The organism is Halorarius halobius (genome assembly GCF_024298865.1).
Classification (GTDB): Archaea; Halobacteriota; Halobacteria; order Halobacteriales; family Haloarculaceae; genus Halorarius; species Halorarius halobius.
Map to the genome: position 1 here is coordinate 1,604,111 of NZ_CP101161.1, position 25,947 is coordinate 1,630,057.

The window sequence follows — 25,947 nt, forward strand, 5'->3', positions numbered from 1 at the left end:
ACCGCCCGATCTATTCTACAGATATGAAACGATATATCGTAAAACGCGTGCTCCATGCAATCGTTATCACATGGTTGGTAGCCACCACGTTGTTTTTCGGCGTCCGGTTACTCCCAGGCGGCCCCGTTAGGACGATGCTCGGAAAGCAGGCCACCGAAGCGAAGATCCGGGCGCTGCGCGAGGAGTTGGGCATGAACAAGCCCCTCCACGAACAGTACATCGACTGGTTTGTCGGCCTGCTCCAGTTCGACTTCGGGACGAGCATCCGGACGGGACAAGCGGTCACCGAGTCCATCATGCTAGCGCTTCCAAAGACGCTCTCGATAGGAGCGCTGGCGGTGCTCATCGGACTCGTAATCGCTATACCGACAGGCGTTATCAGTGCAACTCGCCGCCATGAACTTCCCGACTACGTGGCGACCTTCATCGCCTTTTTCGGGCTCTCTGCACCGTCGTTTTTCATTGCGATTCTGCTGATGGTCATTTTCGCGGTCCGGTTCGAGATACTGCCCGTGTTCGGGTACACCCCGCTTTCGGAGGGGTTCGTACCATGGTTCCAGAGCATTCTGCTACCGGCTATTTCGGTCGCGTTACCTTATACTGCCGTCGTGATGCGGATGATGCGGTCCTCGCTACTTGAAGTGATGGGCACCCAGTACATGCGCACGGCAAAAATGAAGGGTCTCAGCCGACAGACCCGCTTCTACAAACACGCGCTTCAGAATGCCCTCATCCCGGTTGTGACGGTCGCCGGCATCCAGTTAGCGGTCGTCATTGGTGGGAGTGTGACGGTCGAGATTGTCTTCGGTATCAAGGGAATAGGTCGGCTCATCGTCTCTTCGATCCTCAACCGTGACTACCCGGTGACCCAAGGGGTCATTCTGGTCATCGCTAGCGGATTCATCCTCATCAACCTCCTAATTGACATCATGTACACTGCGATCGACCCCCGTATTCGGTATGGAGACGAAAACGCATGAGTGAACGAGATATCGACGCTGTCTCAGGCAGCGGCACGGACGACTCGGCGAACTATGAGGACGGCGACATCGTCAAAACCGAATCGTCGTTCAGATATTTCATCAGGAAACTACTCGCCAAGAAGATCAGGATCATCGCAACCGTGACGATCATTGCGATCATCCTCGTAGCGATTTTCGCCCCGGTACTCGCACCGCACAATCCCGACGAAACGTTCGGTCTCTTCCAGCCACCGAACTCCCATTCCGTCGGACATTTCGACGACGACGGACAGACCGAACGGGCGTTCCATCCCCTCGGAACGGATTCGTTCGGGCACGACGTGCTCTCACGTGTCATCTTCGGCACGCGGATCTCGCTGCTCGTTGCGTTCGCGTCGGTCGGAATTGGGTCCTTCGTCGGGTCACTCATCGGCCTGTTGGCCGGATACTACGGCGGATGGATCGATGATCTACTGATGCGATATATCGATTTCCAGTGGGCGTTCCCGGAGATCGTCCTCGCCATCGGCATCGTCGCATTCACCGGCGGGCTCGGCGTCTGGAACGTGGTCCTCGCCATCAGCATCGCCTACTTCGACGATTTCGCTCGTGTCGTCCGCGGCGAAGTGTTGTCGATTCGCGAATCCGAGTACATCAAATCGGCGAGGGTCATCGGCATGTCTGACCTCCGGATCATGGTCAAGGAAATACTGCCCAACGCAGTCGCGCCGCTCATTGTTCAAATGACCGTGCTGTTCCCTCTGGCGATCCTCTGGGAGGCGTCGCTGTCCTTCCTAGGGCTCGGCGTAAAGCCGACGACGCCGACGTGGGGGCTACTCATAGCGAGCGGCCGCGCCTACATTACGAGCTACTGGTGGATCACCATCGTCCCGGGAGTCGCAATCATGATCACGGCGCTCGCGTTCAACATCGAGGGCGACACGCTACGCGATATATTCGACGTTAAGCGCGGGGAGGAACTTGAACGATGACAATTCTCGAAATCAACGACCTTCGGACGGAGTTCGATACCGAACGTGGAACCGTAAAAGCAGTTAACGGCGTCGACCTCTCTATCGAATCTGGAGAGATCGTCGGTCTAGTCGGAGAGAGCGGCAGTGGCAAGACCGTACTAGCGGAGAGCATCCTTCGCTCGGTCGAAGAGCCGGGCGAGATCGTCGGGGGCGAAATTCTGTTCAACGGCGAGTCGTTGCTGGACTACTCGGATGCCCAGATGAGAGAGATTCGAGGAAGCGCCATCTCGATCATCTTTCAGGATCCGATGAACAGCCTGAATCCCACGATTCGGATTGGCGAACAGATTGCCGAAACGATTCGCCTCCACCAGGATGTGGGTGAGTCCGTTACGCTCCCGGCTGAGATGAAGCGGAAGATACTGGGGGCCGCGAAGCACAGCGAGTCGTGGCAGCGTGCGATCGAGATGCTGGAATCCGTCCAGATACCGGAACCATCGACCCGTGCGTTCGACTTCCCCAACCAGTTCAGTGGCGGGATGCGCCAGCGGGCGATGATCGCAATGGCGTTGTCTTGTGAACCCGATTTGCTTATCGCCGATGAACCGACGACCGCACTCGACGTGACCGTTCAGGCCCAGATTCTCGAGGAACTCGAGCGTCTCAAGGACGCGTTTGACACCTCGATACTGCTGATAACCCACGATTTGGCAGTAATTTCAGAGATTTGTCATGAAGTGAACGTCATGTATGCCGGCGAGATTGTGGAACGAGCACGGACGGAGGAACTGTTCACGAATCCCCAGCATCCGTACACACAGAACCTATTAAAATGCCTTCCGACAGCTGATAGCCGGGACTCGCTACACTCAATCCCAGGGAACGTCCCTGACCTCATCGACATAGATTTCGCCTGTCAGTTTGCGCCCCGGTGTCCCGAGGCGAAAGACGAATGCTTCGACATAGACCCGGACTTTCGGCAGGTCGGGGAAGATGATCATATCGCGGCTTGTCTTCGACGCGGCCCACAGGAGAGACAACTATGACTCCATCTCGAACTGACGGACCGGAAGAGGCCCCGCTCTTGGAAACAGAGTCGCTGACGAAACACTTCGATCAGAGCGAAGGATTCATTGATCGGATCCTTGGCGCAGGGGCAAAGGTTCAGGCCGTCGAGAACGTGGACCTGACGGTAAAGGAAGGTGAGACGGTCGCTGTCGTCGGTGAGAGCGGCTGTGGGAAAAGCACGCTCGTGGAGACGATCGCGAACCTTTACACACCTACTGACGGATCTGTGCGGTTCCGTGGTGAGGACATAACCGGCCTCTCCGACCGAGCGATGAAACAGTATCGCCGCCAGATTCAGATGATTTTCCAGGACCCGCTTGCCTCGCTGAATCCCCGGCAGACAGTCGGGGACTGTCTCATGGCACCACTGGAGGTCCACGATATCGGTGACAGCGACAGCGAACGGCAAGAACTGGCCAAAGAACACCTGCAACGCGTTGGGCTCGAAAGCTCTCACTTCAACAGATACCCCCACGAGTTCTCCGGTGGGCAACAACAACGCGTGGCGGTCGCGCGGGCACTCACGCTCGAACCCGATCTGCTGCTGGCGGATGAGCCCGTCAGTGCCCTCGACATCTCCGTCCAATCGGATATCCTCAAACTGCTGGAGCGGCTCCAAGACGAGTTGGGAATCGCGATCGTGTTCGTTTCCCACGACCTCAGCGTCGTGCGATACATCGCGGATCGCGTCGCCGTCATGTACCTTGGAGAAATCGTCGAACTAGCACCCACCGACGAGCTCTTCGAGGCCCCACGACATCCCTACACGAAGGCCCTGATGTCTGCCATTCCACAAATAAATCCTGAGGACCGAGCCGACCGGATCATTCTCGAGGGGTCGCCGCCCTCGCCGATGAACCCCCCAGCTGGATGTCGGTTCCACACTCGTTGTCCCGCAGTCATTCCGCCCGAAGACTGGAAGGGCAGCCAACAGCAGTTCAGGGGTTTCCATTCCTTCCGGATTCAGGTTCGCGACGGCGAGATAGATCCGGATGCGATCCGACGCCGGGTCCAAGCCGAAAGCGACGAGACGACAGCAAAGGCGGTCCAAGACCAAATCATCGAAGAGTCGTTCGATTCGGACATAGAGTCGTTCCCCGACGAGGCACGGGAAGTAATCCGGACGGCTACCGAGGAGCTAGTGGACGGAGATCGTACCCTCGCCGTCGAAGCGGTGGACGAAGCGTTCCGGACGCCATGCGAACAGCAGGTGCCCCGCGAACGGTCAGCCGGGCGCACCCACAAGGTCGCATGCCACCGCAATGACTCCACTGAACGGGGGGACCCCGATTACCTCTGACCGGCGAGGAGGTAGCCAGACTCAGTATCGGTCTGTACGATAACCACCATACTCCGGGGGAGGGGCGTCGACAGCGAAACTTTCGAAAAGATTCTTCGACAGACCTCCGTCGAGTGCCTCACTTTCACCGAGCCCGAAGGGCCCGACAATTCGACAGGGGGAAGCTCGCCCGTCGGTAACGTCCACTAAATTCCGATACAAACGGTGGTCTCTTGCTTAATCTGATTTCCCCACCTACAGGGAGAACGTATATCCGGAGAGTGGCCGACGTGAAGTATTATAACATTCCGCTTGCATGTAGTCTCTGATGCCAGCCATCGAAAAGGAGCAGGGTGAACAACGTATCGTCGAAGCGAGAAAGCGACTCCGTGAGAAGGGAGGGGACGCGCTTGTTCTCTCCCCAGGAAACAACCACTACTATTTATCCGGGAATCCGGAAAAACAGGTTACGCCGCGTCACACATTCTTCATATTACCTGTAGAGGGCGAGCCCTTCATGTTCCTCTCGACGAATAACGCCAGCAACGTACGGGAGTCATCTTGGATCAACACTTTCGTGACATGGGACGACAGCGATGACCCCGTCGATCGACTAGCTGACGCATTTGAGGAGTATGATATTTCCGACGAGAGCACCATCCTGGTGGAAGACCAGATGTGGGCAACATTCATAAAAGATTTCCAAGAAATCTCGGATTTTGAATTCGAACTAGCGTCGGAAGTGACGATGCCGCTCCGGCGAACGAAAGATGAGGACGAACGCAAGACAATCAAGGAAGCAGCCTCGATCGCGGACGAGGTAAGCGAAATAATTCGGTCCGAGAATCTCGTCGGAATGACCGAAAACGAGGTTGCTGCGAAGATTGATTATCTCATGCGCAAGCGGGGCGCCGAAGACACTGCGTTCGACACCGTCGTCGCAAGCGGCCCGAACAGTACAAAGCCGTCGTACACAGTCGGTCAACGATCGATTCAATCCGGAGAGCCAGTCATTCTGGATTTCGGTGCACAGGTCGACCAGTACCTCAGTGACCAGACCCGGACAGTCGTCTTCGACGGTGAACCGCCGGAGGAATTTATCGAAGCGTTCGAAGTCGCCCGGAAGGCCCAGGAAGCGGCTATCGACGCTGTCGAACCCGGCGTTCAAGCAAAGGAGGTCGACGTCGTCGCTCGATCGGTCATCGAAGATGCAGGATACGGGGAAAACTTCCTCCACGTTACAGGACACGGTATCGGTCTGGGGATACATGAACCGCCGTTCCTTATGTCGGGAGACTACGTGGACGAAGGAAACGAAATCGAACTTCAACCAGGGATGGTGATGACGATCGAGCCAGGGATCTATACAGAAGACTGGGGACTCAGGATTGAAGACGATGTCGCCGTCACCCAGTCAGGTTGCGAACGACTGTCGAACTCTTCACACGGATGGCGTCTCTTGGAGTAATTCAACGAGCGTGCCATAGAAAGCCTCCAAAGGAGGCCCCAGGGTTTGGAAACTGCGTCGACCAGCTCCGAGGCCCTGCGTCGGCCAACGACTTCCTGAATGCAGCGGCGACCGAGACAGTACCGCTGTTTGAGCATCTTGAATTTGAGTTTCTGCTGGACTACAAGTGCGTCAGCCATCCGATCTCTTTTGCGGTTTCTTCCCTGCTACTACGAGAACGTCTACGGCACACGCCCGGTTACTCGCCGTAACACTATCTGTCGCACCGGACGAGACGGCGTGCCACTCGTGGATGCTGGCCCGGTACAAACTATTAGTACCAGTCGACCGATGAGCGGTGTATGCCTGCCGATGCTGGGCACGTCATCACTACCGACGGGTTGCTCGATCCGTCGGAACTGGGTCTGACGCTCCCACACGAACACGTCTTCATCGACTTCACGGCCAATCCGACGCCGATGCCGGACTCGAGCGTCGAGCGCGCGGTCGCTCGCGAGCCCGTCTCGATGAACAATCTCTGGTACGTTCGACGGAACCCGATGCGCCACGAGGACAACCGCCGACTCGGAGACCCCGAGGCCGCGGCCGCGGAACTGCGTCGGTTCCTCCGTGCGGGCGGGCAGACGCTCGTCGATGTCACGCCGAAGAACGTCGGCGGCGACCCGAAGCACGTCGCCGGAATCTGTCGGGAACTCGGGCTCCAGTGTGTCCACGGGACTGCGATCTACATGGAGTCGTTCCACTCGGACCGGATCGCCCGGTCGTCCGTCGATGACCTGCGGGCCGAGTTCGTCCAAGACGTTCGCCACGGCATCGATGAGACCAACATCCGGGCCGGTGTCATCGGTGAGATCGGTGTCAGCGGCCATATCCACGACGCCGAAGAGAAGGTGCTCCGTGGGGCCGCACGTGCGGCTGTCGAGACCGGTGCTCCCCTCTCCGTGCATCCGCCGGGCCGGACGCCCCACGCGCAACGCGACCGGACGTACCCCTCCTCAAGGTGGGGACTCGAACTTCTAGATATCATCGAAGAGGAGGGGCTCTCGCCGGGGCGCGTCGCGCTGTGTCACATGGATCGAACGGTCTACGAGGACCTGGAGTACCAGCGCGAGCTGGCCGAACGGGGTGCGTATCTGGAGTACGATCTCTGGGGCCACGAACTCCACCTCGACGAGTACGACGATGCGTACATGCCCGATACCCAGCGCCTGGAGTTCACGACGACGCTCATTGAGGAGGGGTACGCATCGAATCTCCTCTTTTCTCACGACGTCTGCAACAAGGTCCAGTACACCAAGTACGGTGGCTTCGGGTACGCACACGTCCCCCGGAACGTCGCGAGGATGCTCCGGGGTCGTGACATCGATCCGGCTACCGTTGACCGCATCCTCAAACAGAATCCTCAGGATTGGCTCACGTTCGACGATCCGGTATAGCGCGACCGGAGCGACCCCGAACTATATTTGTGCGGCTGGCAACCACTACCCATGAATCCCGATCTGATCGTGTCGGGGGGGACTGTCGTCACTGCCGATGGGGTCCGTGACGCGGACGTCGCCGTCTCGGACGGCCGCATCGTGGCGGTCGGCGACGGCGCCACCTTCCCCAACGCCGACCGGACCGTCGACGCGACCGACTGCCTCGTACTGCCCGGCGTGGTCGATCCACACGTCCACGTCGCGGACATGTTTTCGGGTGACAGCTACGAGACGGCGACGGCCGCCGCCGCACTCGGCGGGGTGACGACTTTCATCGACTTCGGCTGGCAGGCCTGGGAGGGGTCGGAGAGCCCGTACGACGCCGAGTCGACGCTGGTCGAGGGGATCGAGCGGAAACGCGAGAAAGCCGGGGACGCGCTGGTCGACTACGCGCTTCACGGCGGCCTCACCCGCGAGGACCCGGCCGTACTCGAGGAACTCGAGGCGGCCATCGAGATGGGCGTCACGTCGTTCAAGATGTACACGACCTACGAGATGGGCGTCTCCTACGGGTTCATGGACCGCGTGTTCGCGCGTCTCGCCGACACCGACGGCGTCGGCGTCGTCCACACCGAGGATCCGACGATCTGTGACGCCCAGACGGAACTGCTTCGCGAGGCCGGCCGCGGTGACCCGACCGACTATCCGGCCTCCCGCCCGGACTACGCCGAAGCGGTGTCGGCCGCCACGGTCGCGCGGCTCGCGGCCGAACACGGGGCGAAGTACTACGGCTTCCACACCACCAGCCGGAAGGCGGCCGACGAGATCGCCCGCGTCCGAGCGGCGGCAGGCCCCGACCACGTCCGCGCTGAGACGTGCACTCACTACACGGCGCTTGACGAGTCGGTGTACGCCGAGAGGGGGAACCAGGCGATGATCTCACCGCCGATCAGACCGCCGGACGACCAGGACGCGCTGTTCGAGCACCTGCGGGCCGGCACGCTCGACGTCGTCTCATCGGATCACTGCGGCTACACCCGCGCCGACAAGGAGGCCGACGACTGGTGGGACAGCGCGTTCGGTGCGAACGGCCTCCAGACGGAACTCCCCGTGTTCCACGATGTCGCCGTCGGCGAACGGGGGTTCCCGTACCCGTTCCTCGTCCGGGTCAAGTCGACGCTCCCTGCGAAACTGTTCGGCCTTCCGAACAAGGGGACGATAGCGCCCGGTGCGGATGCCGACATCGTCATCTTCGACCCGGACGCGACCTACGAGATAACGGCCGAGGACAACGCGTCTGTGGCCGACTTCACGCTGTACGAGGGCCGTGAGGTGACGGGCGCCGTCGAATCGACGTTCGTCCGCGGGGAACCCGTCGTCGAGGACGGCGAACTGGTCGGGACGCCGGGCCACGGCGAGTTCGTCGCCCGCGATACGCCCGACTGGAGTCCCAACGTCACGCCCCGCTGACCCCGCCTGCGGAGTCGGGTTCGCTACTCGTTGATGCGGAACTCGACGTCGAGACCGCCCTCCTCGAGCGTGGTCGCCTCCAGCGACCGGAGCGTGTCCCGCGATGTGTCGAGCGTGGCGACGTGGTTCCCCGCCTGCTCGCCTGCGGGACTCTTGAAACAGGTCGGGCCACAGGCGAGGAGGAGTTCGCTCTCGTTTTTGAACCCCGGGTACAGCAGCACGTCGCCCCGCGAGGGGTAGGCGGTGTGGTTCTCGCGGGGTAGCTCGGGGAGCGCGTCGTCGTCGAGGCTCACCCACGTGGCGTAGCCGCTCCAGCGGACGTGCAGGAGTGTCGACTCCAGGGGTAGCAAGTCACGGAGCGCGTCGACGCTCTCCGGCGCTTCCGATTCGAGCAGCTCCCCTTCGAGCACAGTGCTCTCTACGCTGATTTCTAGCGACGGCATGACTCGGCTCTCTCCCCACTATGCATTAAACCTGTCTCCACGCCCCGGCTTGACGAAACAGTCAAGGGGCTGTCCCAAGCAGTTGATAGCCATGACGACGTCGGCTACCGAGGCGTCTGTAGACTCGGCCACCGTGGAGGTCATCCGCAACTACCTCCAGTCAGCAGCCAACGAGATGCAGCGGACGCTCATCCGGACGGCGTACAACACGGCGATCTACGAGATGCTGGATTTCGGCATCTCGATTTACGACGCCGATCTCAACCTCGTTGCTGACTCGCCGGGTCTCACCCTCTTTCTCGGGGCGAACGATTACAGTATCGAGAAGGGTGTCGAGTACGTCGGCGAGGAGAACCTGAACCCGGGCGACGTGGTGATGATGAACTACCCGTACTGGAGTTCCGCTCACACGCTCGACCCGTGTCTGTTCTCCCCCGTGTTCAACGACGACGGCGAGGAGATCATCGGCTACACCGTCGTTCGTGCACATTGGATGGACCTCGGCGCGAAGGACGCGGCGTACGTCCACGACTCGACCGAGGTGTACCAGGAAGGCCTGCTGTTCCCCGGGACGAAGGTGTACAAGGAGGGCGAGCCCGACGACGAGATCATCGAACTCCTCCGGTTCAACACGCGGGTCTCGGAGAAGGTCATCGGCGATTTGAACGCACAGATCGCGACGCTCAAGGTGGGTCGTCGTCGCCTGCAGGAACTCCACCGAAAGTACGGTAGCGAGACGATAGCCACGGCCGTCGATCGGGTCGCCACTCACGGCGAGGAACAGGCACGGGCGGCCCTCCGCGAGTTGCCCGACGGCACGTGGTACGCCGAGGACTACGTCGACGACGACGGCATCAACGACGAGTTGGTGAAGGTAGCCGCCGAGGTCACCATCGACGGCGACGACTTCGGCATCGACTTCTCCGCCTCGTCCGACGAGGTCGAGGGGCCGATCAACGTCCCGTACGGCGAGACCATCACGATGGGGAAGCTGTGCCTGAAGACGCTGACGACGCCGCGGGAGCCGTCGAACGCGGGCCACTACGAGCCGCTGTCGGTGACGGCCCCGGAAGGGAACCTGTTTCACGCGACCCACCCCGCGCCGACGTTCACGCTGTGGCCGTCGATGCTCGGCGTCGAGACCGTGTTCAAGGCCCTCTCGAAAGGACTGGACTCGGTACCGGCCCACTCCGGTGGAGACATCTGTGCGTTCATGATGTGGGGCGACGACCCCGAGACCGGCCGGTCGTACATGCTCGGGTGCAACGAGGGGGTCGGCTGGGGGGGCACCGACGAGCACGACGGCGCGAACGGGCTCATGCATATCACCGAGAGCAACGTCCGGAACACGCCGGTCGAGATTCTCGAGCACAAGGCGCCCGTCGAAGTCGAGTGCGTCGAGCTACGGACGGACTCGGGTGGGGCTGGTCGCCAGCGCGGTGGCCTCGGCATCCACCGGAGCTACCAGTTCACCGCCGACACCAACGCGCTCGTCACGGTCAAGAAGACGAAGACCGACGGGTGGGGAGTCGATGGCGGTACGCCGGGTGCTCGCAACGAAGTCGTATTGCGGCCCGGCACCGGCGAGGAGCGCTCGACGGGCACGTGTCGCGACTCGTTTGCGGCCGGTGAGCGGCTCTGGAACCGTTCGGGTGGCGGCGGCGGGTACGGAGATCCGTACGAGCGGCCCCCGGAGGCGGTGCGGGCGGACGTCGTCGACGGTTACGTGACCCGGGAGGCGGCCCGCGAGGAGTACGGCGTCGTCCTCGACGCCGACGGCACCGTCGACGAGACGGCCACACGCGACCGCCGGAACGAGCGAACGTAACGGACCGGGACGGCGCGTCACGGCACTAGCCGGCTACGCGTCGGGCGTGAAGTCGACGAGGAACGCGGCGATGGCGCCGATGGTTTCGAGGTACTCCTCGCTGTCGATCCACTCGTCGGGGTCGCCCATCGCTCCCGCCTGCGGGCCGAAGCCGACGGTCGGGGCGCCCCAGTACTGCATCGGGTACCGGATGTCGCTAGCCGTGTGACCGTAGTAGAACTCGGGCGCGTCGCCGGTCACGGTTTCGATGGCGTCCGTCGCTGTCTCGACAGGCAGGGTGTCGGTCGGTGCCTCGGCGGAGTCGGCGACGTGGTCGCCCGGGTGGACGGCGACCTGCGGGACGCCCGTCTCCGCTGCGGCCTCGGTGACGGTCTGACGGACGTCCCTCTCGACCGTCTCGAGCGAGACGCCGGGGGGGAAGGCGACGGCGGCCCGGACGGTACACTCCCGGGGCATCTGGTACACGGCCCGGTCGCCGTCGTCGACCTGGACGTCCGAAACGAGCAACCCTGCCGAGGCTCCCGCGGCCCGCTCGACGCCCGCGTGGGGATGCTGCTCGGCAAGTGTGTCGGCCCAGTCGTGGAGCCGGCCGGTTATCGTTCCGGTAGCGTCGACCGGGTTCACACCCTGGTGCGCGTACAGCGGGTGGTGCATCTCGCTCGTCGGCGGTTGCTCGCCCTCCAGTTCAATGACGAACTCGTAGAGCCCGTTGCTCCCCACCTTGAGGTCGTTGAGCCCCCGGCCGCTCTCCGCGGGGTGGGCGTACACCGCGGCGTCGGCCGGGCCGTACTGCCGCACGAGACCGTACGTACCGCCGACGCCGAGTTGCTTCCCGAAGATGCTCGCCACGAGGACGGACGTGGCGGGCTCCCATCCGCCCTGTGCGAGCGTCTCGAGGGCACCGATCGTCGCGGTCACTCCGCTGATGTCGTCCGCGATGCCGGGGCCGACCAGTCGGTCCCCCTCGACGTCGACGCCGTGGCCCGCGGCCACGTGCTCGTAGCTCACCGGCGCCTTATCGGCGTGGGCGAACAGCACCGTCGTGGCGTCCGTGCGCCCCGGAAACCGACCGACGACGTTGGTCCCGAGTCGGACCGACTCGGGGTCGTGCTCCAGCCGATCGCGGAACGCCGGCTGATCGGTCAACATCCCTCGCGACAGCGTGAACCGTTCGGTGGAGGCGCCCAGGAGGTCTAGTCGCTCGGCGACCCACTCCTGAAACGTGTCGACGTCCTCGAACGACGCTTCCAACCCTCGACGGAGCAAATCGGTGTGTCTGTCGGCACGGTCGAACACCCGCTGTCGTATCTCCTCGTGGCTGGTCATCGGTCACTCACGACCACTACCTGAAGGAATCGGAATAAATAGATTTGCCCCGGCGCTCCCCGACCCCGCGATAATTTACAAACGTACTGTTGTAAATCACAGCTGGATTCGCGCCGTCGACAGTCGAGAGCGGCCGAAAAACGTGGCCTTGTTTGCCAAAAGCATGACAACGGGTCACACGTTTACAACAGTACGAGTGTAAAACAAACTCCCCCCGGACGAACGGCCGGGGCGAGCGCTACTCCTCGACCTGACAGGTGCAGCCGCCGTTGCGTAGCAGGCGGCCGAGTTCGTGTTGCGTCTGGCAGTGCTTGCAGAGGACGTTGACGTCGACGAACACGTCGAACTCGTCGATGGCGATCCGGTTCTGGTCGCGAAGCCGTTCGAGCTTGCTGTCCGCGACGGCGACGGTCCGGTTCTGTAGCGAAAATATCTCGCCGGCGACCGTGTCGACGGGGTCCTTCGACTCCTTCTGTGGCTTCGAGACGTCGAGACAGCCGGTCAGGTGGTTGTAGATGGTCTGATGCGAGACGAAGTCGTCTTCCGCCCCCTCGATGTCGACGTTCGCCCGCTTGAGTGCACGGCGGACGTTGATGCGAACTCCCTCCGTCACGTCGTCGTCGGTGAGTAGCCGATAGGTGTTGTCGATTTCGCCCTCGAAGTAGTTGATGTCTCCCCGGTCGAGCGCCGCTCGCAAGAGCTCCTTGTTGAACTCCTCGGTAAGTACGCGGACGCTCGTCTCCTCTGCCCCTTCTCCTCGCCACCGTGCAATCAGCTCCTCGTCTATCTGCATGAGGTCGTACTTCCGCTCCAGACGCCCGGCCTTACAGCAGGGGTCGCCGCCCACCTCGCCCATGTTTTCGGTCATTTGCTATATCCACGGAGTCCGGATGTAAAAAGGCGTTTGCGTGTGTAAGCGGCGGGTGCGTCGAACTATCGGAATCCGACCCGAACGATTATGCTCCCTGCGGAAACAGAAGAGAACATGTCTGTGACAGAGGGGGTCCTCCCTCCAATCACGACGCCGATGGACGAATCTGGCGACGTGGACCACGAGGCACTCCGTGCGCACATCAACCGCTTGGAGGCCGCAGGGGTCCACGGGATCATCCCGTGCGGGTCGACCGGCGAACGGGCGACGCTCACCCGGGAGGAACACGAGCGGGTCATCGAAACGACCGTCGACGCCGCCTCGACCCCGGTTCTCGCCGGAACCGGCGCGAGTTCGACCCAGGAGGCCATCGAACTGTCGACCCACGCCGCCGACGTCGGCGCGGACGGCGTCCTCGTCATCTACCCGTACTACAGCTGGCCGGCCAACGACCACGTCGTCCGCCACTACGAGGCGATCGCCGACGCCGTCGACGTCCCGCTCGTCATCTACAACATCCCGAAGCGGACGGCACGAAACCTCGAACCGGACGCGACGGTTCGGCTGGCCGACCACCCGAACATCGCGGGCATCAAGGAGTCCGCCGGCGACATCAACCAGATGTACGAACTCCTCCAGCGGACGCGGGACAAAGAGTTCGACGTTCTCTCGGGGTACGACTCGCAGGCGCTGTCGACGATTACGCTCGGCGGGACCGGTATCACGAGCGTGGCCGCGAACGTGTTCCCCGAGACGGTGTGTGAGCTCTACGACGCGGCTCGAACCGGCGATCTGGAACGGGGCCGGGAGCTCCACGAGGAGATTCTGGAACTCGAGTCCGCGATGAACCTCCAGACGATACCCATCGCGGTGAAAGCCGCACTCGACATCGTCGGCGTCCACGGGCCGCACGTCAGGCCACCGCTGTACGAGGCCGACCCGGAGACTCGGGAGGAACTGGAGTCGTTCCTCGCCGACAGAAACCCCGCATGAAATCGCCGCCGGGCTAGGGGAATCGTCGGTGGACTCGGGGACGAGCCGCCCGTCGTCGATGCGGTTGGGGTCGTGTCAGATTCGCTCAACAAACTATTTGACTATCCCCCAAAACTGGGCAGACGTATACATGCCCAACCATCTAGCGGTAGATATCGGCGGGACGTTCGTCGATGCGATTACTTTCGATCCGGATACTGGAGAAATCTCCCTCGAGAAGGCGCCGACGACCGAGACCGACCCGAAGGAGGGCGTGCTCGATGCCGTCGACAAGGTGGACGTCGATCTGTCGGAGACCCGTGCGTTCACCCATGGGACGACGCTCGGGCTGAACGCCTTGCTCGAACGAGAAGGTGCGACGACCGGCATCATCACCAACGAAGGGTTCCGGGACGTGTTCGAACTCGGCCGCTACGACGTCGAGGAAGGTGAGATGTATAACATCACCTACCAGCGCCCGGAACAGCTGGTACAGCGTCGGCGACGCATCGGTGTCTCCGGCCGCATGGACGCCGACGGGGAGGTCGTCGAACCCCTCGACGAGGCGGCCGTCCGCGATGCGGTCAGCGAACTCGTCGACGAGTGGGGCGTCGAATCGGTCGCCGTCTGTTTCCTCCACGCGTACAAGAACCCCGACCACGAGCAACGCGCCGCGGAGATCATCGAGGAGGAGTATCCGGAGGTGAGCACGTCGGTCTCATCGGACATCACCAACGAGTACCGCGAGTACGAGCGGACGTCGACGACGGTGCTCGACGCGTACATCAAGCCGATCTTCGAGTCGTACGTCGACCAGCTCCGCGGCTCGCTCCACGACCGGGGGCTCGACGCGCCGTTCTTCATCACCCGGTCCGGCGGCGGTGCGCTCGCTGCGGACACTGCCAAGACCGCGCCAGTCCAGACCATCCTGTCGGGGCCGGCCGGCGGGCTCATCGGCGCGTCGTTCGTCGGTCGCCGGACCGACCGCGACAACCTCATCGCCGTCGACATGGGCGGGACGAGTCTGGACGCCTGCGTCATCGAGGATGGCGCGCCCGCCGTCGAGTACGAGGCGACACTCGAGGGTCAGCCGGTCATGATCCCCATCTACGACATCCGGACGATCGGCGCAGGCGGCGGCTCGATCGCCTGGCTGGATGGGAGCCTCCTGAAGGTCGGCCCCAAGAGCGCCGGCGCCGACCCCGGCCCGATCTGCTACGGCAACGGCGGGGAGGAGCCGACGTTGACGGACGCGGCCGTGGCGCTCGGGTACATTGACGCCGACGCGTTCCTCGACGGCGAGATGGACCTCGCTGCGGACGCCGCGAGTCGGGGGATCGGCGACCGGATCGCCGACCCGCTGGACATGTCCATCACCGAGGCCAGCGAGGGCATCTTCAACGTCACGCTCGCGAACACCGTCGGCGCAATCCGCGAGATCACCGTCGAGAAGGGGATCGACCCCCGCGAGTTCACGATGTGTGCCTACGGCGGTGCAGGGCCGATGTTCGCTCCGTTGCTCGCCCGCGAACTCGGGATGAACGAGATCCTCATCCCGCAGGCGCCGTCGGTCTTCTCCGCGTGGGGAATGCTGATGGCTGATGTCGTCTACGACTTCTCGCAGACGCGCATCAGCGTGCTCTCGGAGACCGACTACGAGTCGCTCGTCGACGACTTCGACCGACTCGAACAGGAGGGTCGCGAGACGCTCGCCGACGAAGGGTTCGACGCCGACGAATGCGAGTTCGAGCGGTCGGTCGAGATGCGGTATCTGGGCCAGGAACACACCGTCGAGGTCCCGGCGGACGATGTCGGCTCGCTGGACGACCTCGAAGAGCGGTTCGAGGCCCACCATGCCGACCGCTACGGACACACGATGGACGACCCCGCCGAGGCCGTCCACGTCCGGGTTCGGGCCATCGGGACGACCGAGAAGCCCGAGCTCCAGTCGGCCGACTCGGTCTCCGACGCGTCGCCGACGACGACCGAGGCGTACTGCTTCGCCGAGGAGTCGTTCGTCGACTTCGATGTCATCCAGCGGGCGTCGCTCGCACCCGGTGACACCGTCGAGGGCCCGGCGATCGTCCGCGAACCCACGACGACGATCGTCTTCCACTCCGACCAGCGAGCGACCGTCGACGAGTACGGTCACCTCATCATCTCGGAGGCATCGGAATGAGCAAAGCGACCGCGCGGACGGACCCCGCGACCGTCGAGATCGTCCGCAACTACCTGCACTCGGCGGCCAACGAGATGCAACGGACGCTCATTCGGACGGCGTACAACACGACCATCTACGAGATGCTGGATTTCGGCATCTCGATTTACGACGCCGACCTCAACCTCGTCGCCGACTCGCCCGGGTTGACGATGTTTCTGGGTGCAAACGACTACAGCATCAAGAAAGGCGTCGAGTACGTCGGCGAGGAGAACCTGAACCCGGGCGACGTGGTGATGATGAACTACCCGTACTGGAGTTCGGCCCATACGCTCGACCCGTGTCTGTTCTCCCCCGTGTTCAAAGACGACGGTGAGGAGATCATCGGCTACACCGTCGTCCGTGCCCACTGGCGCGACATCGGCGCGAAGGACGCGGCGTACGTCCACGACTCGACCGAGGTGTACCAGGAGGGAATCCTGTTCCCCGGGACGAAGGTGTACAAGGAGGGCGAGCCCGACGACGAGATCATCGAGCTCCTCCGGTTCAACTCCCGGATGCCGAGCGCGACGCTCGGCGATCTGAACGCCCAGGTCGCGGCGATACGGATCGGCCGCCGACGGCTGACGGAGCTCCACGAGCGGTACGGCAGCGCGACGGTCACCGACGCAGTCGACCGCATCCTCGACCACGGGGAAGGCCAGGCCCGCGAGGCGTTACGCGAGTTGCCCGACGGCACGTGGTACGCCGAGGACTATCTCGACGACGACGGCATCAACGACGAGTTGGTGAAGATGGCGGTCGAGGTCACTATCGACGGGGACGACTTCAGGGTCGACTTTTCGGCGTCCTCCGACGAGGTCGACGGGCCGGTGAACGTCCCCATCGGCATGACCGAGACGACGTGCAAACTAGCGCTCAAGACGCTGACGACGCCGGATGAGCCGTCGAACGCGGGCCACTACGAGCCGCTGTCGGTGACGGCCCCGGAAGGGAACCTGTTTCACGCGACCCACCCCGCGCCGACGTTCACGCTGTGGCCGTCGATGCTCGGCGTCGAGACCATCTTCAAGGCCCTCTCGAAGGGGATGCCCGACCGACTCCCAGCCGCCTCCGGTGGTGACCTCGGCGCGATCATGGTCTGGGGGACCGACTCCGACACCGGACGGATGTTCATGGAGGGCTGCAACGAGGGCGTCGGCTGGGGCGGCACCGACGATCACGACGGCGCGAACGGCGTGATGCATATCAGCGAAACGAACGTCCAGAACACGCCCATCGAGGTACTGGAGCACAAGGCCCCCATCCGGATCGAACATCTGGAGATTCGTCCGGACTCGGGCGGTTCCGGTCGAAACCGTGGCGGTGTCGGCGTCAAGCGTGACTATCGGTTCCTCGAGGATGCGAAGGCGCTGGCGACGGTGAAGAAGACGAAGACGGACAACTGGGGCATCGGCGGCGGCAAGCCGGGCGCTCGCAACGCGGTCGTGTTGCGGCCCGGCACCGACGAGGAGGTGTCGACCGGAACCTTCCGCGATTCATTTTCGCCCGACGAGGTCGTCTCGAACCGGACAGCCGGTGGTGGCGGATACGGTGACCCGTACGAGCGGTCGCCGGAAGCGGTACGGGCGGATGTCCTCGACGGCTACGTCACGCGGGAGGCGGCCCGCGAGGAGTACGGCGTCGTCGTCGACGAGGACGGCACGGTCGACCGAGAGGCGACGGAGGACCTCCGAGGGAGATGACCCCGTTTCCCGACACCGCGATCGGTAGCGCGTATCGCAGCACGGCTGGCTGGGACCTGCTCGACACGCTCGTCGACCTGGACCGGATGGCCGGCCACGACGGCGAAGCCGAGGCCGCGAGGGTGCTCGCGGAGGCGTTGCGCGAGGTCGGCGTCGACGGGACCCAGATCCAACCGTTCGAGATCGACGGCTGGTGGCGCGGTGAGTCCGCGATCGAGGCCGACGGCCGGCGGTTCGACGGATCCCACGAGGTCGTCGCCCTCCCGAACAGCCCGAGCGGCGACGTGTCGGCGACCCTCGCCGACCTCGGTCACGGCACGCCCGGGGCGTTCGAGGAGCACGACGTCGGGGACGCGGTGGTGCTTGCGACCAGAGGCGCGCCGGAGGACAGTCCCTGGGTCCAGCGCTGGGAGAAGTACGGTCGTGCCGTCGACGACGGGTCCGTCGGGTTCGTGCTCGCCGGCGACGCCGACGGCTGTCTCCCGCCGACGGGCCACATCGGTGCACCGAACCGGTCGCCGGCCGCGATCCCGAGCGTCGGAATCAGCAAGGAGGTGGCGTCGTGGTTGCGACGGCGCGATCTGGAGTCGGTCTCGGTTTCCGTCAGCGCGGAGTCCCGGACGGCTGAATCACGGAACGTCGAGGCGTTCCTGGGGCCGGAGACGGAGCGGGAGGTGCTCGTCACGGCCCATCTCGACGCCCACGACGTCGGTGACGGGGCCGAGGACAACGGCCTCGGGTGTGCGACGCTGGTCGAGATCGCGTCGTTGCTCGCACCGCTGGAGGAGCAACTCGACATCGGCGTCCGCTTCGTCGGCTTCGGCGCGGAAGAGATCGGCATCCGCGGTTCGGAGCAGTGGGCGGCGACCCACGACCTTGACCGCGTGAAGGCCGTGATGAACGTCGACACGGCTGGAACTGGCCGGACGCTGAAACTGAAGACGATGGGGTTCGAGGGAATCGAGACGGCCGTCGATACCGCGGCCGACGCGCTGGAGGTCCCCGTCGCGTTCGAACGTGAAGTCATTCCGGACTCCGATCACTGGCCGTTCGTCTCACGCGGGATCCCAGCGGCCACCGCGAACTCGGTTCGCGAGACGCGTGGCAGAGGCTGGGGCCACACCCACGGCGATACGCTCGACAAACTGGACCGCCGCGACCTCCGCGAGATGGCCATCGTACTCGGTGCGGGCGTACTCGAGCTGGCCAACGACGACACGACCGTTCGACAGGTCGATCCGGCCGACGTCCGGGACGCGGTCCCCGAGCACACCCGGCGTGGACTCGAAGCGAGCGGTCGCTGGCCGTTCTGAGTCGCGCTGGCCCCTCGTTCGGTTGCGAGTGCCTGGTCCTCTTAGCAGAGATTGCGTCAGCTCACGAACAACCGCCGGTCGGCACGCTCGTGCTCGGCGGATAGAATGTCGACGAGCGGGCAGAACGGGTCCATTGAGTCGAGAGAGCGCCCCTCGCTCGTGTCGACAGCAGCAATCATCGCCGGAGTGAGTCCGTCGATTAGCCGTTGTGCCTCGGTGTGACCGAATGAGAGCAGTCGTTGTGCGGATCCGACGAGCCCTGTGGTGAACCCATGGCAGTACAGGAGACAGGCTCGGCGCTCCTCGATCCCGGCCGAACCTGTGGTCAAACCAAGAACGACAGCGTAGGTCCCAGGTGTCGCTCCTGCATCGACCCGTTCGGCGTACGCCTCCACGTGTCCTCCGTCGTGGAGGTCGCGTTCGAGCGACAGGAGCCGGGCGCCCAACCGTTGAGCGGTCTCTCGAAGCTCCGCGGAGAGCGTCACTGCCGCAAGTCGATCGTCGGCCGCACTGACGGCGTCGAGATCATCAGCACGAGCGCCGGTGTGGGCCGCCCGCAGGGCTACCAAATCAGCTCTGCCGACCTGCTGTCGGAGGTAGGTCCGGAGCAGCGCCTCCAAATCGGTTGCGTTCTCGATTCGGTCGTTCTGGACGAACTGCTCAAGACCCGAGGAGACCGTGTAGCTGCCGACCGGTAGGAAGGAATCTCCCAGTCTGAACGCCTCCAACGCGGTGTCGTCGCTCATCTATCATCACCGTCGTTGCCACCCGACTGGCCCAGAGAGAGCGGGTCTGAATGTGAGTGGGCATGCGAGTGGTCGCCATCATGCCTGCGATTGTCGTCGTGACCGGCCGACTCGCGGCCATCACCGAACAGTGTCGGCGGAACCGCCTCGTACCGACAGGTTGCGTCTGGGAGCCACTCGCCCACGAGCGCTTCCATGCGTTCGCGGGACTCCGTCGTCGGGATTACGGCCTCCGATTCCCGGAGTGCGAGCTTCCAGTGGCGATTCCCGATAGCGTGTCCGAGTTCGAGCGCCGCCGTCGGCGAGTCGGTCGGCGAGAGGTCGATGACGAGTGCCTCTACAGTCGCGAGTTCGACTATGACTAGGTCGCCGGACTCGGTCTCTAACACGTCACCGCCTTCGAGCTCCCGCCCGACGACGATCCCGAGTTCTCGGCCGTCGACTGTCTCGGTGCGGACCCGCGAGCGGCGTCGTTCCGTATCCGAGAGAGTGACGGTCAGGTAGCTCTCACCGTCGAGCCGATCCGAGATAGTGGGGTCCTGTTGAGGACCGAGATAGCGGTCTGCGATGTCCATCAGTACTTCCTCCGTTCGGGGGCCGGTGCCCCGACGAGGTCCCGGCGAGCACAGTCCCAGGCGGCGTGAAGCGCGTCGGTGACGACTTCGGACCGCTCGCCGAGTGCGCGGATCATCACACCAGCCGCGTTCGGGAGTTCAGTCGCCCCCGCTCGGGCCTCGCGGTCGGCGACGACCTCGTGAAGTCGGTCACTCAGCGTGCCCGGGTCGGTATCGGTGTCGGGAGCGACGATGAACAGCGTCCCGTAGACGGAGAACTCGCCCACGACTCCCGGGGCGGTCGGGGCAGATTTTTCAGGAGCGATGTGGGCCGTGTCGGCGAACAGGAGTCCATCTGGTCCTTGGACCTGAACCCGAGAGAAGTATCGCTCGAAGGCGAACCGCTCGCCGCGGGCCAACCGGCCTGGAACAACCACGTCAGCGAGGATTGCCGTCGCGTCGGCACACATCTCGACCGTCAGATCCTGACAGTAGCGGGCCTTCGGGTGGACGATCGTCGGTTCCGGGACGTAGTCGAGGTGCCCCCCCTTCTCGACGGTGAGCCGTCCATCCACCCCCGCGTAGTTGTGCGTCATCGAGTGGACCTTCGTCGCGCTCTGGGTGGAGACATGGGCGACAGCGTCGGATCCGACAGTAATGTCGATATCGTGCCGGTCCCCCTGTGCGACGCTCCCTGCCGGCGACTGGACGAACACGGTCGACCCGTCTGGATGCGGGTCGTGGTCGAGCGTCCCCGAAACGTGGAACGGCGCCGTGGCGTAGTCACGGACCAGTGTGGTGCCGTCCCCGCCGGCTGCGAACGTCAGCTCGAGCACACCATCCTTACCCGGTGAGCCGACCGCAGCTTGTGGCACGGACTCGGTGGCGTACACCTCAAAGGCCGGGTGTGGCACGTCGTGGGCGTCGGTGCCGGGTCCTTCCACGGCCATCAGGCGAACAGTACCCCTTCGACGATGTGCTCATGTACCGCCTCGATACCGTCGATCGCTTTGCAGTTGGTGAGAACGAACGGCCCGTCTCGAACCTCGCGGGCATCTCGCGTCATGACCTCCAGGTCCGCCCCGACGTACGGTGCAAGGTCAGTCTTGTTGATGACGAGCAGGTCACAGTCTACGACCCCGGGGCCGCGCTTTCGCGGGATATCGTCGCCCTCGGCGACGCTGATGACGTACAGCCAGTAGTCGGCAAGCTCCGGGTTGAACGTCGCCGCCAGGTTGTCCCCACCGCTCTCGACGAGTACGAGATCGAGCCCTGGGTACTCGGCGAGGAAGGCGTCGATCTGCTGGAGGTTCATCGACGGGTCTTCACGGATACCGGTGTGGGGACAGGCGCCCGTCTCGACTCCGGCCACCAAGTCCTCGGGGACCACACCAGCGAACCGCTCACGGAGTCGGTTAGCGTCCTCCTGTGTGAGAATGTCGTTGGCGATTACGCCGACCTCGAGTCCTTCTTCCCGGAGCCGTGGCACCAGCTCAGAGAGCAGCGATGTCTTCCCGGAGCCGACCGGACCGCCGATTCCGACGGTCGCCACGTCACGGTAGGTCGGCGTGGGATTCATCTGTCGGTCTCCTCGTCGTCACCGTCGGCTCCGAGCCCGCCGAGCGTGTCCGAACGGATAGGATCGTGAACGGTGACGAGTTTCGTTCCGTCTGGGAACACCGGTTCGACCTGTATCATCCCGATCATCTCCGGGACGCCATCCATCACATCGTCACGGCCGAGCAACTGCGTCGCTCCGGCCCGTATTTCCGCTACGGATTGGCCCTCTCGAGCCCGCTCGATACACCAGTCGCTGACGTACGCAACTGTCTCGGGGTGGTTGAGCAGGACGCCGCGTTCCTTGCGCCGTCGAGCGACCTCTGCCGCCGTGAACAGCGTGAGCCGTTCGCGTTCTTTTGCCGTGAGTTTCATTGTCAGAGCATGTACCGTTGTGTGAGTGGGAGTTCGGAAACTGGTTCGCAGGTGACGCTCTCGCCGTCGACTCGGACAGCGAACGTCTCCGGGTCGACCTCGATATCATCCGGACAGTAGTCGTTGTGCAGCATATCGCGCTTGCTGAGGGTGCGTGCCCCTTCGACGGGGACGACCCGGCTCTCAAGGCCGTACTCGGTCCCGATACCGGCCTCGGCAGCCGCCGGCGAGACGAACGTCAGCGAGAGGCCGTGTTTCGCCTTCCCGACCGCGCCGGCACGCGGGCGCTGCATCACCGGCTCGCAGGTCATCAGCGACCCGTTGGCCTCACCCATCTCCGAGTGAACTGGGAAACCGCTCTTGAACGTCATCGACGGTTTGACGCCGAAGAACGCCGGGTCCCATAGACAGACGTCGGCTACCTTGCCAGGCTCGATACTCCCGACGTACGCGTCGATACCGGCCGCGCGAGCGGGGTTTACAGTGTACTTCGCGATGTAGCGCTTGATCCGCTGGTTGTCCGCTTCGGTCCCCTCGTCCTCCGGGAGAGGGCCTCGCTGTGATCTCATCTTCGAGGCTGTCTGCCAGGTTCGGGAGACAACCTCGGCCATCCGTCCCATCGCTTGGGAGTCGGACGACATCATCGAGATGGCACCCATGTCGTGAAGGACGTCCTCCGCGGCAATCGTCTCGGCACGGACCCGCGATTCGGCGAACGCGACGTCCTCCGGGACATCCGGGTTGAGATGGTGACATACCATCACCATGTCGAGGTGCTCGTCGAACGTATTGACCGTGTACGGCATCGACGGGTTCGTCGAGGAGGGTAACATGTTCGACTCGCCAACCATCTCCATGATGTCTGGAGCGTGGCCCCCACCGGCCCCCTCGATGTGGAACAGGTGCATCGTCCGGCCGTCGACCGCTGTGAAGGTGTTCTCGACGAAGCCGGCCTCGTTGAGCGTGTCCGTGTGCATGCAGACTTGGACGTCCTCCTTGTCGGCCACCTCGAGACAGGTGTCGATAGCCTCCGGCATCGAGCCCCAGTCCTCGTGGAGTTTGAGCCCGCAGGCACCGGCAAGAACCTGCTCCCGTAGCGGCTCCGGCTCCGACGCGTTCCCCTTCCCGTAGAAGCCGACGTTGACAGGCCACTCCTCGGCGGCCTGCAGGAACCGCTTGATATTCTCCGGACCGGTCGTGCAGGTGGTCGCGCCACCACCGTAGCCGCCGCCGAGCATCGTGGTAATTCCCGCCGAGAGTGCGTGTTCGTGAAGTTGAGCCGAGTTCCAGTGGACGTGGATGTCGAGGGCGCCGGCGGTGGCAATCTTTCCCTCGGCGGGGTAGGCGTCCGTCGACGGCCCGACGACCATATCCACACCGTCCATCGTATCCGGGTTACCGGCTTTCCCGACGCCAACGATACGACCGTCTCGGATGCCGATATCACCCGCGACGATTCCCACGACGGGGTCGATAACGGTCGCGTTGGTGATGACCCAGTCGAGCGCACCCTGCTTTTGTGTGACGCTGGGCGCCATTCCGAGACCGTCCCGCAGCGTCTTCCCGCCCCCGAAGACCGCCTCGTCGCCGTGAGTCCGGAGGTCGCGTTCGACCTCGGCGAAGAGTTCGGTGTCTCCGAGGCGGATCCGGTCGCCGGTCGTAGGGCCGTACAGGTCGGCGTACGTGCTGCGGTCGATCTTGCGTGTCATTCGGTATCCGATCCGGTCGCCGTGGTCTCGTCGTCGGAGCGGCCTGTGTTACTGAACCCGGCAGCTCGCATCCGTTCAAGCGCTCCCTTCCGGTCGCCATCGACGCTCTCGTTCACGAGGCCGTTCATACCGTGTGCACGTCGTTCGCCGCCGATATCGACGAGTTCGACCGTCTGTTCATCGCCGGGTTCAAACCGAACCGCTGTCCCGGCAGGGATGTTCAGTCGCATTCCGAGAGCCGCTTCGCGGTCGAATGCCAGCGCCGCGTTGGCCTCGAAAAAGTGGAAGTGCGAACCAACCTGGACGGGCCGGTCGCCGGTGTTGCCGACGGTCACTGCCGTCGTCTCGCGCCCTTCGTTCAGCGTGATGGTTCCGTTATCGGGAAGGATTTCGCCGGGAACGAGTTCGCTGCTCATCCAGATAGCTTCCCCCGTTCGTCACGTGGTCCACTCGGTATCGATACGTATGTGCGCATTACACTGGCATTTCACGACTAATGTCTTAAACCTAGGCAATCAGGACAATAGTTGCACAGTCAAGAATCTATTTTCCTCGACTCGGATTACTGACTGTTGATGAAACGAGGCAACCGCCGATCCTCGCCCCACCGACGGATTACCATCTCCTATGACTGCCGTGGTAGCACATGAGCATGACCCTCCTGGGGGCACTCGCGACTGCCGGCGTACTGGGGCTGACTCATGCTATTGAACCGGACCACGTCGCCGGAATCTCCTCACTCACCAGCCAGTACCGTAACTCCCGATTGTCCGCGATCGTCGGCGCCTGCTTCAGCCTCGGGCACGTCCTCTTGGTCGTCCTGTGGCTCTCCGTCGCGTACCTGTTGATCGATAGTGTGGCCCTCGACCCGATCTTCGCTGTCGTTGGCACCATCGGGGTCGGCGTCGTCCTCGGATTGCTCGGTGCGACGATGGTCGCCGGGGGACTACGGGCGGTCCTCGAGACCGAAGAGCACGAACATCACGGCGTCACCCACAGCCACCTGTACCTTCACCTCCCTCGGCTCCGGGGAGCCGGTGGGCGACCCGGAGAGAAGCACGCTCACGAACACGGACATGGAGCCATCGCCTACCTGAAAACCGGTGTCGTTGGAGCGCTGTTCACCCTCTCGCCCCCAGTCTCGATGATCGTGTTCTCCTCGACGCTCTTGTCAACGTCTGGACCGGCCGTCGTCTCGCTCGCCGTTGTGACCTACGGAATCGCCATCACCGCAACCATGAGCCTCGTCGGTGCTGGAACGGGCGTGCTGTTCGATTTTACCCACGAACGGGCCCCGACCGTCTACGGGGTCGTGCAGGTGGTCGGCGGGCTCGCGGTCGCCGTGCTCGCCGCTTCACTCCTGCTGGAGGCTGTCCCGGCGGTTTTTCCCTGATTATCGGCGGGTTTCGACGAACAGCAACTCGGGGGTTGTACTCCATCAGTTACCGCTGACTGAGCAGCCTGTCGAAGCACACCAATTGCGACCGAGCGTCCCCAGTAGCTGCATCCGCAATCCACTCCAGCTGGGTACTCGATACCGTGTCGGGGTAGTGGCCAAGGGGGGGTGCTCGCACTCGGAATCGCTGGAAGAACTGGACTGGGTATGGCTCGAACTCGATACGGGTCGTGGTGTGGCCCCGGCCAGCGATTCGGTCTTCTCGAATCCGTGGGGGTGACAACAGCACCCAAAGATATTTTAATGGTCGAAGCA

The 25,947-nt window shown here is 63.3% G+C and carries 23 protein-coding genes and 1 pseudogene; 14 read left to right on the top strand and 10 right to left on the bottom strand.

Annotated features, from left to right (window positions below; all coding sequences use genetic code 11):
* The first annotated feature begins 23 nt into the window (after nucleotides 1–23).
* The 8 genes and pseudogenes from NL112_RS08345 to NL112_RS08380 all read left to right on the top strand — a co-directional run bounded on the left by NL112_RS08345 (nucleotide 24) and on the right by NL112_RS08380 (nucleotide 8,639).
* On the top strand, nucleotides 24–980 hold the full coding sequence (locus tag NL112_RS08345; RefSeq protein ID WP_255152222.1) for an ABC transporter permease: 957 nt from the start codon (nucleotides 24–26) through the stop codon (nucleotides 978–980).
* Nucleotides 977–1,954, top strand: coding sequence for an ABC transporter permease (locus NL112_RS08350; RefSeq protein WP_255152223.1), 978 nt, complete (start codon nucleotides 977–979; stop codon nucleotides 1,952–1,954). Before NL112_RS08345 ends, NL112_RS08350 begins: the two co-directional genes overlap by 4 nt.
* Nucleotides 1,951–2,982 (top strand): ABC transporter ATP-binding protein, encoded by a 1,032-nt coding sequence (locus NL112_RS08355; protein ID WP_255152225.1) that lies wholly within the window; start codon nucleotides 1,951–1,953, stop codon nucleotides 2,980–2,982. Before NL112_RS08350 ends, NL112_RS08355 begins: the two co-directional genes overlap by 4 nt.
* Complete coding sequence (locus NL112_RS08360; RefSeq protein WP_255152226.1) at nucleotides 2,979–4,304, top strand: ABC transporter ATP-binding protein; 1,326 nt, start codon at nucleotides 2,979–2,981, stop codon at nucleotides 4,302–4,304. Before NL112_RS08355 ends, NL112_RS08360 begins: the two co-directional genes overlap by 4 nt.
* A gap of 307 nt (nucleotides 4,305–4,611) precedes the next feature.
* The gene (locus tag NL112_RS08365) at nucleotides 4,612–5,751 is read left to right on the top strand and encodes a M24 family metallopeptidase (protein ID WP_255152227.1); all 1,140 of its coding nucleotides are present in this window, start codon (nucleotides 4,612–4,614) and stop codon (nucleotides 5,749–5,751) included.
* Between the two features lie 95 nt (nucleotides 5,752–5,846).
* A pseudogene (locus tag NL112_RS08370) lies at nucleotides 5,847–5,997 on the top strand (IS5/IS1182 family transposase); the annotation flags it as partial.
* A 95-nt stretch (nucleotides 5,998–6,092) separates the two neighbouring features.
* On the top strand, nucleotides 6,093–7,187 hold the full coding sequence (locus tag NL112_RS08375; RefSeq protein WP_255152228.1) for a phosphotriesterase family protein: 1,095 nt from the start codon (nucleotides 6,093–6,095) through the stop codon (nucleotides 7,185–7,187).
* A 51-nt stretch (nucleotides 7,188–7,238) separates the two neighbouring features.
* Nucleotides 7,239–8,639, top strand: coding sequence for a dihydroorotase (locus NL112_RS08380; RefSeq protein ID WP_255152229.1), 1,401 nt, complete (start codon nucleotides 7,239–7,241; stop codon nucleotides 8,637–8,639).
* A gap of 23 nt (nucleotides 8,640–8,662) precedes the next feature.
* On the opposite strand, the gene NL112_RS08385 is transcribed toward NL112_RS08380, so the two are convergent.
* Nucleotides 8,663–9,082, bottom strand: coding sequence for a DUF3830 family protein (locus NL112_RS08385; protein ID WP_255152230.1), 420 nt, complete (start codon nucleotides 9,080–9,082; stop codon nucleotides 8,663–8,665).
* Between the two features lie 91 nt (nucleotides 9,083–9,173).
* On the opposite strand from NL112_RS08385, the gene NL112_RS08390 reads away from it, so the two are divergent.
* The gene (locus NL112_RS08390; protein ID WP_255152231.1) at nucleotides 9,174–10,910 is read left to right on the top strand and encodes a hydantoinase B/oxoprolinase family protein; all 1,737 of its coding nucleotides are present in this window, start codon (nucleotides 9,174–9,176) and stop codon (nucleotides 10,908–10,910) included.
* A gap of 33 nt (nucleotides 10,911–10,943) precedes the next feature.
* Here NL112_RS08390 and NL112_RS08395 read toward each other — a convergent pair whose 3' ends face one another.
* Nucleotides 10,944–12,236 carry a M20/M25/M40 family metallo-hydrolase gene (locus NL112_RS08395; RefSeq protein WP_255152232.1) on the bottom strand — a complete coding sequence of 431 codons (1,293 nt, stop codon included), beginning with the start codon at nucleotides 12,234–12,236 and terminating at the stop codon, nucleotides 10,944–10,946.
* 238 nt (nucleotides 12,237–12,474) lie between these two features.
* Complete coding sequence (gene rdfA / locus NL112_RS08400; RefSeq protein WP_255152233.1) at nucleotides 12,475–13,104, bottom strand: rod-determining factor RdfA; 630 nt, start codon at nucleotides 13,102–13,104, stop codon at nucleotides 12,475–12,477.
* A 117-nt stretch (nucleotides 13,105–13,221) separates the two neighbouring features.
* On the opposite strand from rdfA, the gene dapA reads away from it, so the two are divergent.
* The 4 genes from dapA to NL112_RS08420 all read left to right on the top strand — a co-directional run bounded on the left by dapA (nucleotide 13,222) and on the right by NL112_RS08420 (nucleotide 19,295).
* Nucleotides 13,222–14,100: a 4-hydroxy-tetrahydrodipicolinate synthase gene (gene dapA, locus NL112_RS08405; RefSeq protein WP_255152234.1), complete on the top strand. Its 879-nt coding sequence runs from the start codon at nucleotides 13,222–13,224 to the stop codon at nucleotides 14,098–14,100.
* A gap of 130 nt (nucleotides 14,101–14,230) precedes the next feature.
* Nucleotides 14,231–16,258, top strand: coding sequence for a hydantoinase/oxoprolinase family protein (locus tag NL112_RS08410; protein ID WP_255152235.1), 2,028 nt, complete (start codon nucleotides 14,231–14,233; stop codon nucleotides 16,256–16,258).
* Nucleotides 16,255–17,982, top strand: coding sequence for a hydantoinase B/oxoprolinase family protein (locus NL112_RS08415; RefSeq protein ID WP_255152236.1), 1,728 nt, complete (start codon nucleotides 16,255–16,257; stop codon nucleotides 17,980–17,982). The genes NL112_RS08410 and NL112_RS08415 overlap by 4 nt, the downstream gene beginning before the upstream one ends.
* Nucleotides 17,979–19,295 carry a M28 family metallopeptidase gene (locus NL112_RS08420; RefSeq protein ID WP_255152237.1) on the top strand — a complete coding sequence of 439 codons (1,317 nt, stop codon included), beginning with the start codon at nucleotides 17,979–17,981 and terminating at the stop codon, nucleotides 19,293–19,295. Before NL112_RS08415 ends, NL112_RS08420 begins: the two co-directional genes overlap by 4 nt.
* Nucleotides 19,296–19,351: 56 nt before the next feature.
* On the opposite strand, the gene NL112_RS08425 is transcribed toward NL112_RS08420, so the two are convergent.
* Genes NL112_RS08425 through NL112_RS08455 form a run of 7 tightly spaced genes read right to left on the bottom strand, consistent with a single transcriptional unit; the run spans nucleotide 19,352 to nucleotide 24,652 of the window.
* Nucleotides 19,352–20,041: an urease accessory protein UreF gene (locus NL112_RS08425; protein ID WP_255152238.1), complete on the bottom strand. Its 690-nt coding sequence runs from the start codon at nucleotides 20,039–20,041 to the stop codon at nucleotides 19,352–19,354.
* Nucleotides 20,038–20,616 carry an urease accessory protein UreE gene (locus NL112_RS08430; RefSeq protein WP_255152239.1) on the bottom strand — a complete coding sequence of 193 codons (579 nt, stop codon included), beginning with the start codon at nucleotides 20,614–20,616 and terminating at the stop codon, nucleotides 20,038–20,040. The genes NL112_RS08425 and NL112_RS08430 overlap by 4 nt, the downstream gene beginning before the upstream one ends.
* A complete protein-coding gene (locus NL112_RS08435) occupies nucleotides 20,616–21,545 on the bottom strand; it encodes an urease accessory protein UreD (protein ID WP_255152240.1) in 930 nt (309 codons plus the stop codon). Before NL112_RS08435 ends, NL112_RS08430 begins: the two co-directional genes overlap by 1 nt.
* Nucleotides 21,545–22,174 (bottom strand): urease accessory protein UreG, encoded by a 630-nt coding sequence (ureG, locus tag NL112_RS08440; RefSeq protein WP_255152241.1) that lies wholly within the window; start codon nucleotides 22,172–22,174, stop codon nucleotides 21,545–21,547. The genes NL112_RS08435 and ureG overlap by 1 nt, the downstream gene beginning before the upstream one ends.
* Nucleotides 22,171–22,527: an urease subunit gamma gene (locus tag NL112_RS08445; RefSeq protein ID WP_255152242.1), complete on the bottom strand. Its 357-nt coding sequence runs from the start codon at nucleotides 22,525–22,527 to the stop codon at nucleotides 22,171–22,173. Before NL112_RS08445 ends, ureG begins: the two co-directional genes overlap by 4 nt.
* Before the next feature lie 2 nt (nucleotides 22,528–22,529).
* Nucleotides 22,530–24,236, bottom strand: coding sequence for an urease subunit alpha (gene ureC, locus NL112_RS08450; RefSeq protein WP_255152244.1), 1,707 nt, complete (start codon nucleotides 24,234–24,236; stop codon nucleotides 22,530–22,532).
* Complete coding sequence (locus NL112_RS08455) at nucleotides 24,233–24,652, bottom strand: urease subunit beta (protein ID WP_255152246.1); 420 nt, start codon at nucleotides 24,650–24,652, stop codon at nucleotides 24,233–24,235. The genes ureC and NL112_RS08455 overlap by 4 nt, the downstream gene beginning before the upstream one ends.
* A 230-nt stretch (nucleotides 24,653–24,882) precedes the next feature.
* On the opposite strand from NL112_RS08455, the gene NL112_RS08460 reads away from it, so the two are divergent.
* Nucleotides 24,883–25,629 carry a HoxN/HupN/NixA family nickel/cobalt transporter gene (locus tag NL112_RS08460; protein WP_255152248.1) on the top strand — a complete coding sequence of 249 codons (747 nt, stop codon included), beginning with the start codon at nucleotides 24,883–24,885 and terminating at the stop codon, nucleotides 25,627–25,629.
* The last annotated feature ends 318 nt before the right edge of the window (nucleotides 25,630–25,947 follow it).

What these genes read in the sequence shown, in the direction of transcription:
- NL112_RS08345 (WP_255152222.1), top strand. Translation starts at nt 24, where the DNA reads ATGAAACGATATATCGTAAAACGCGTGCTCCATGCAATCGTTATCACA.
- NL112_RS08350 (WP_255152223.1), top strand. Translation starts at nt 977, where the DNA reads ATGAGTGAACGAGATATCGACGCTGTCTCAGGCAGCGGCACGGACGAC.
- NL112_RS08355 (WP_255152225.1), top strand. Translation starts at nt 1,951, where the DNA reads ATGACAATTCTCGAAATCAACGACCTTCGGACGGAGTTCGATACCGAA.
- NL112_RS08360 (WP_255152226.1), top strand. Translation starts at nt 2,979, where the DNA reads ATGACTCCATCTCGAACTGACGGACCGGAAGAGGCCCCGCTCTTGGAA.
- NL112_RS08365 (WP_255152227.1), top strand. Translation starts at nt 4,612, where the DNA reads ATGCCAGCCATCGAAAAGGAGCAGGGTGAACAACGTATCGTCGAAGCG.
- NL112_RS08375 (WP_255152228.1), top strand. Translation starts at nt 6,093, where the DNA reads ATGCCTGCCGATGCTGGGCACGTCATCACTACCGACGGGTTGCTCGAT.
- NL112_RS08380 (WP_255152229.1), top strand. Translation starts at nt 7,239, where the DNA reads ATGAATCCCGATCTGATCGTGTCGGGGGGGACTGTCGTCACTGCCGAT.
- NL112_RS08385 (WP_255152230.1), bottom strand. Translation starts at nt 9,082, where the DNA reads ATGCCGTCGCTAGAAATCAGCGTAGAGAGCACTGTGCTCGAAGGGGAG.
- NL112_RS08390 (WP_255152231.1), top strand. Translation starts at nt 9,174, where the DNA reads ATGACGACGTCGGCTACCGAGGCGTCTGTAGACTCGGCCACCGTGGAG.
- NL112_RS08395 (WP_255152232.1), bottom strand. Translation starts at nt 12,236, where the DNA reads ATGACCAGCCACGAGGAGATACGACAGCGGGTGTTCGACCGTGCCGAC.
- rdfA (WP_255152233.1), bottom strand. Translation starts at nt 13,104, where the DNA reads ATGACCGAAAACATGGGCGAGGTGGGCGGCGACCCCTGCTGTAAGGCC.
- dapA (WP_255152234.1), top strand. Translation starts at nt 13,222, where the DNA reads ATGTCTGTGACAGAGGGGGTCCTCCCTCCAATCACGACGCCGATGGAC.
- NL112_RS08410 (WP_255152235.1), top strand. Translation starts at nt 14,231, where the DNA reads ATGCCCAACCATCTAGCGGTAGATATCGGCGGGACGTTCGTCGATGCG.
- NL112_RS08415 (WP_255152236.1), top strand. Translation starts at nt 16,255, where the DNA reads ATGAGCAAAGCGACCGCGCGGACGGACCCCGCGACCGTCGAGATCGTC.
- NL112_RS08420 (WP_255152237.1), top strand. Translation starts at nt 17,979, where the DNA reads ATGACCCCGTTTCCCGACACCGCGATCGGTAGCGCGTATCGCAGCACG.
- NL112_RS08425 (WP_255152238.1), bottom strand. Translation starts at nt 20,041, where the DNA reads ATGAGCGACGACACCGCGTTGGAGGCGTTCAGACTGGGAGATTCCTTC.
- NL112_RS08430 (WP_255152239.1), bottom strand. Translation starts at nt 20,616, where the DNA reads ATGGACATCGCAGACCGCTATCTCGGTCCTCAACAGGACCCCACTATC.
- NL112_RS08435 (WP_255152240.1), bottom strand. Translation starts at nt 21,545, where the DNA reads ATGGCCGTGGAAGGACCCGGCACCGACGCCCACGACGTGCCACACCCG.
- ureG (WP_255152241.1), bottom strand. Translation starts at nt 22,174, where the DNA reads ATGAATCCCACGCCGACCTACCGTGACGTGGCGACCGTCGGAATCGGC.
- NL112_RS08445 (WP_255152242.1), bottom strand. Translation starts at nt 22,527, where the DNA reads ATGAAACTCACGGCAAAAGAACGCGAACGGCTCACGCTGTTCACGGCG.
- ureC (WP_255152244.1), bottom strand. Translation starts at nt 24,236, where the DNA reads ATGACACGCAAGATCGACCGCAGCACGTACGCCGACCTGTACGGCCCT.
- NL112_RS08455 (WP_255152246.1), bottom strand. Translation starts at nt 24,652, where the DNA reads ATGAGCAGCGAACTCGTTCCCGGCGAAATCCTTCCCGATAACGGAACC.
- NL112_RS08460 (WP_255152248.1), top strand. Translation starts at nt 24,883, where the DNA reads ATGAGCATGACCCTCCTGGGGGCACTCGCGACTGCCGGCGTACTGGGG.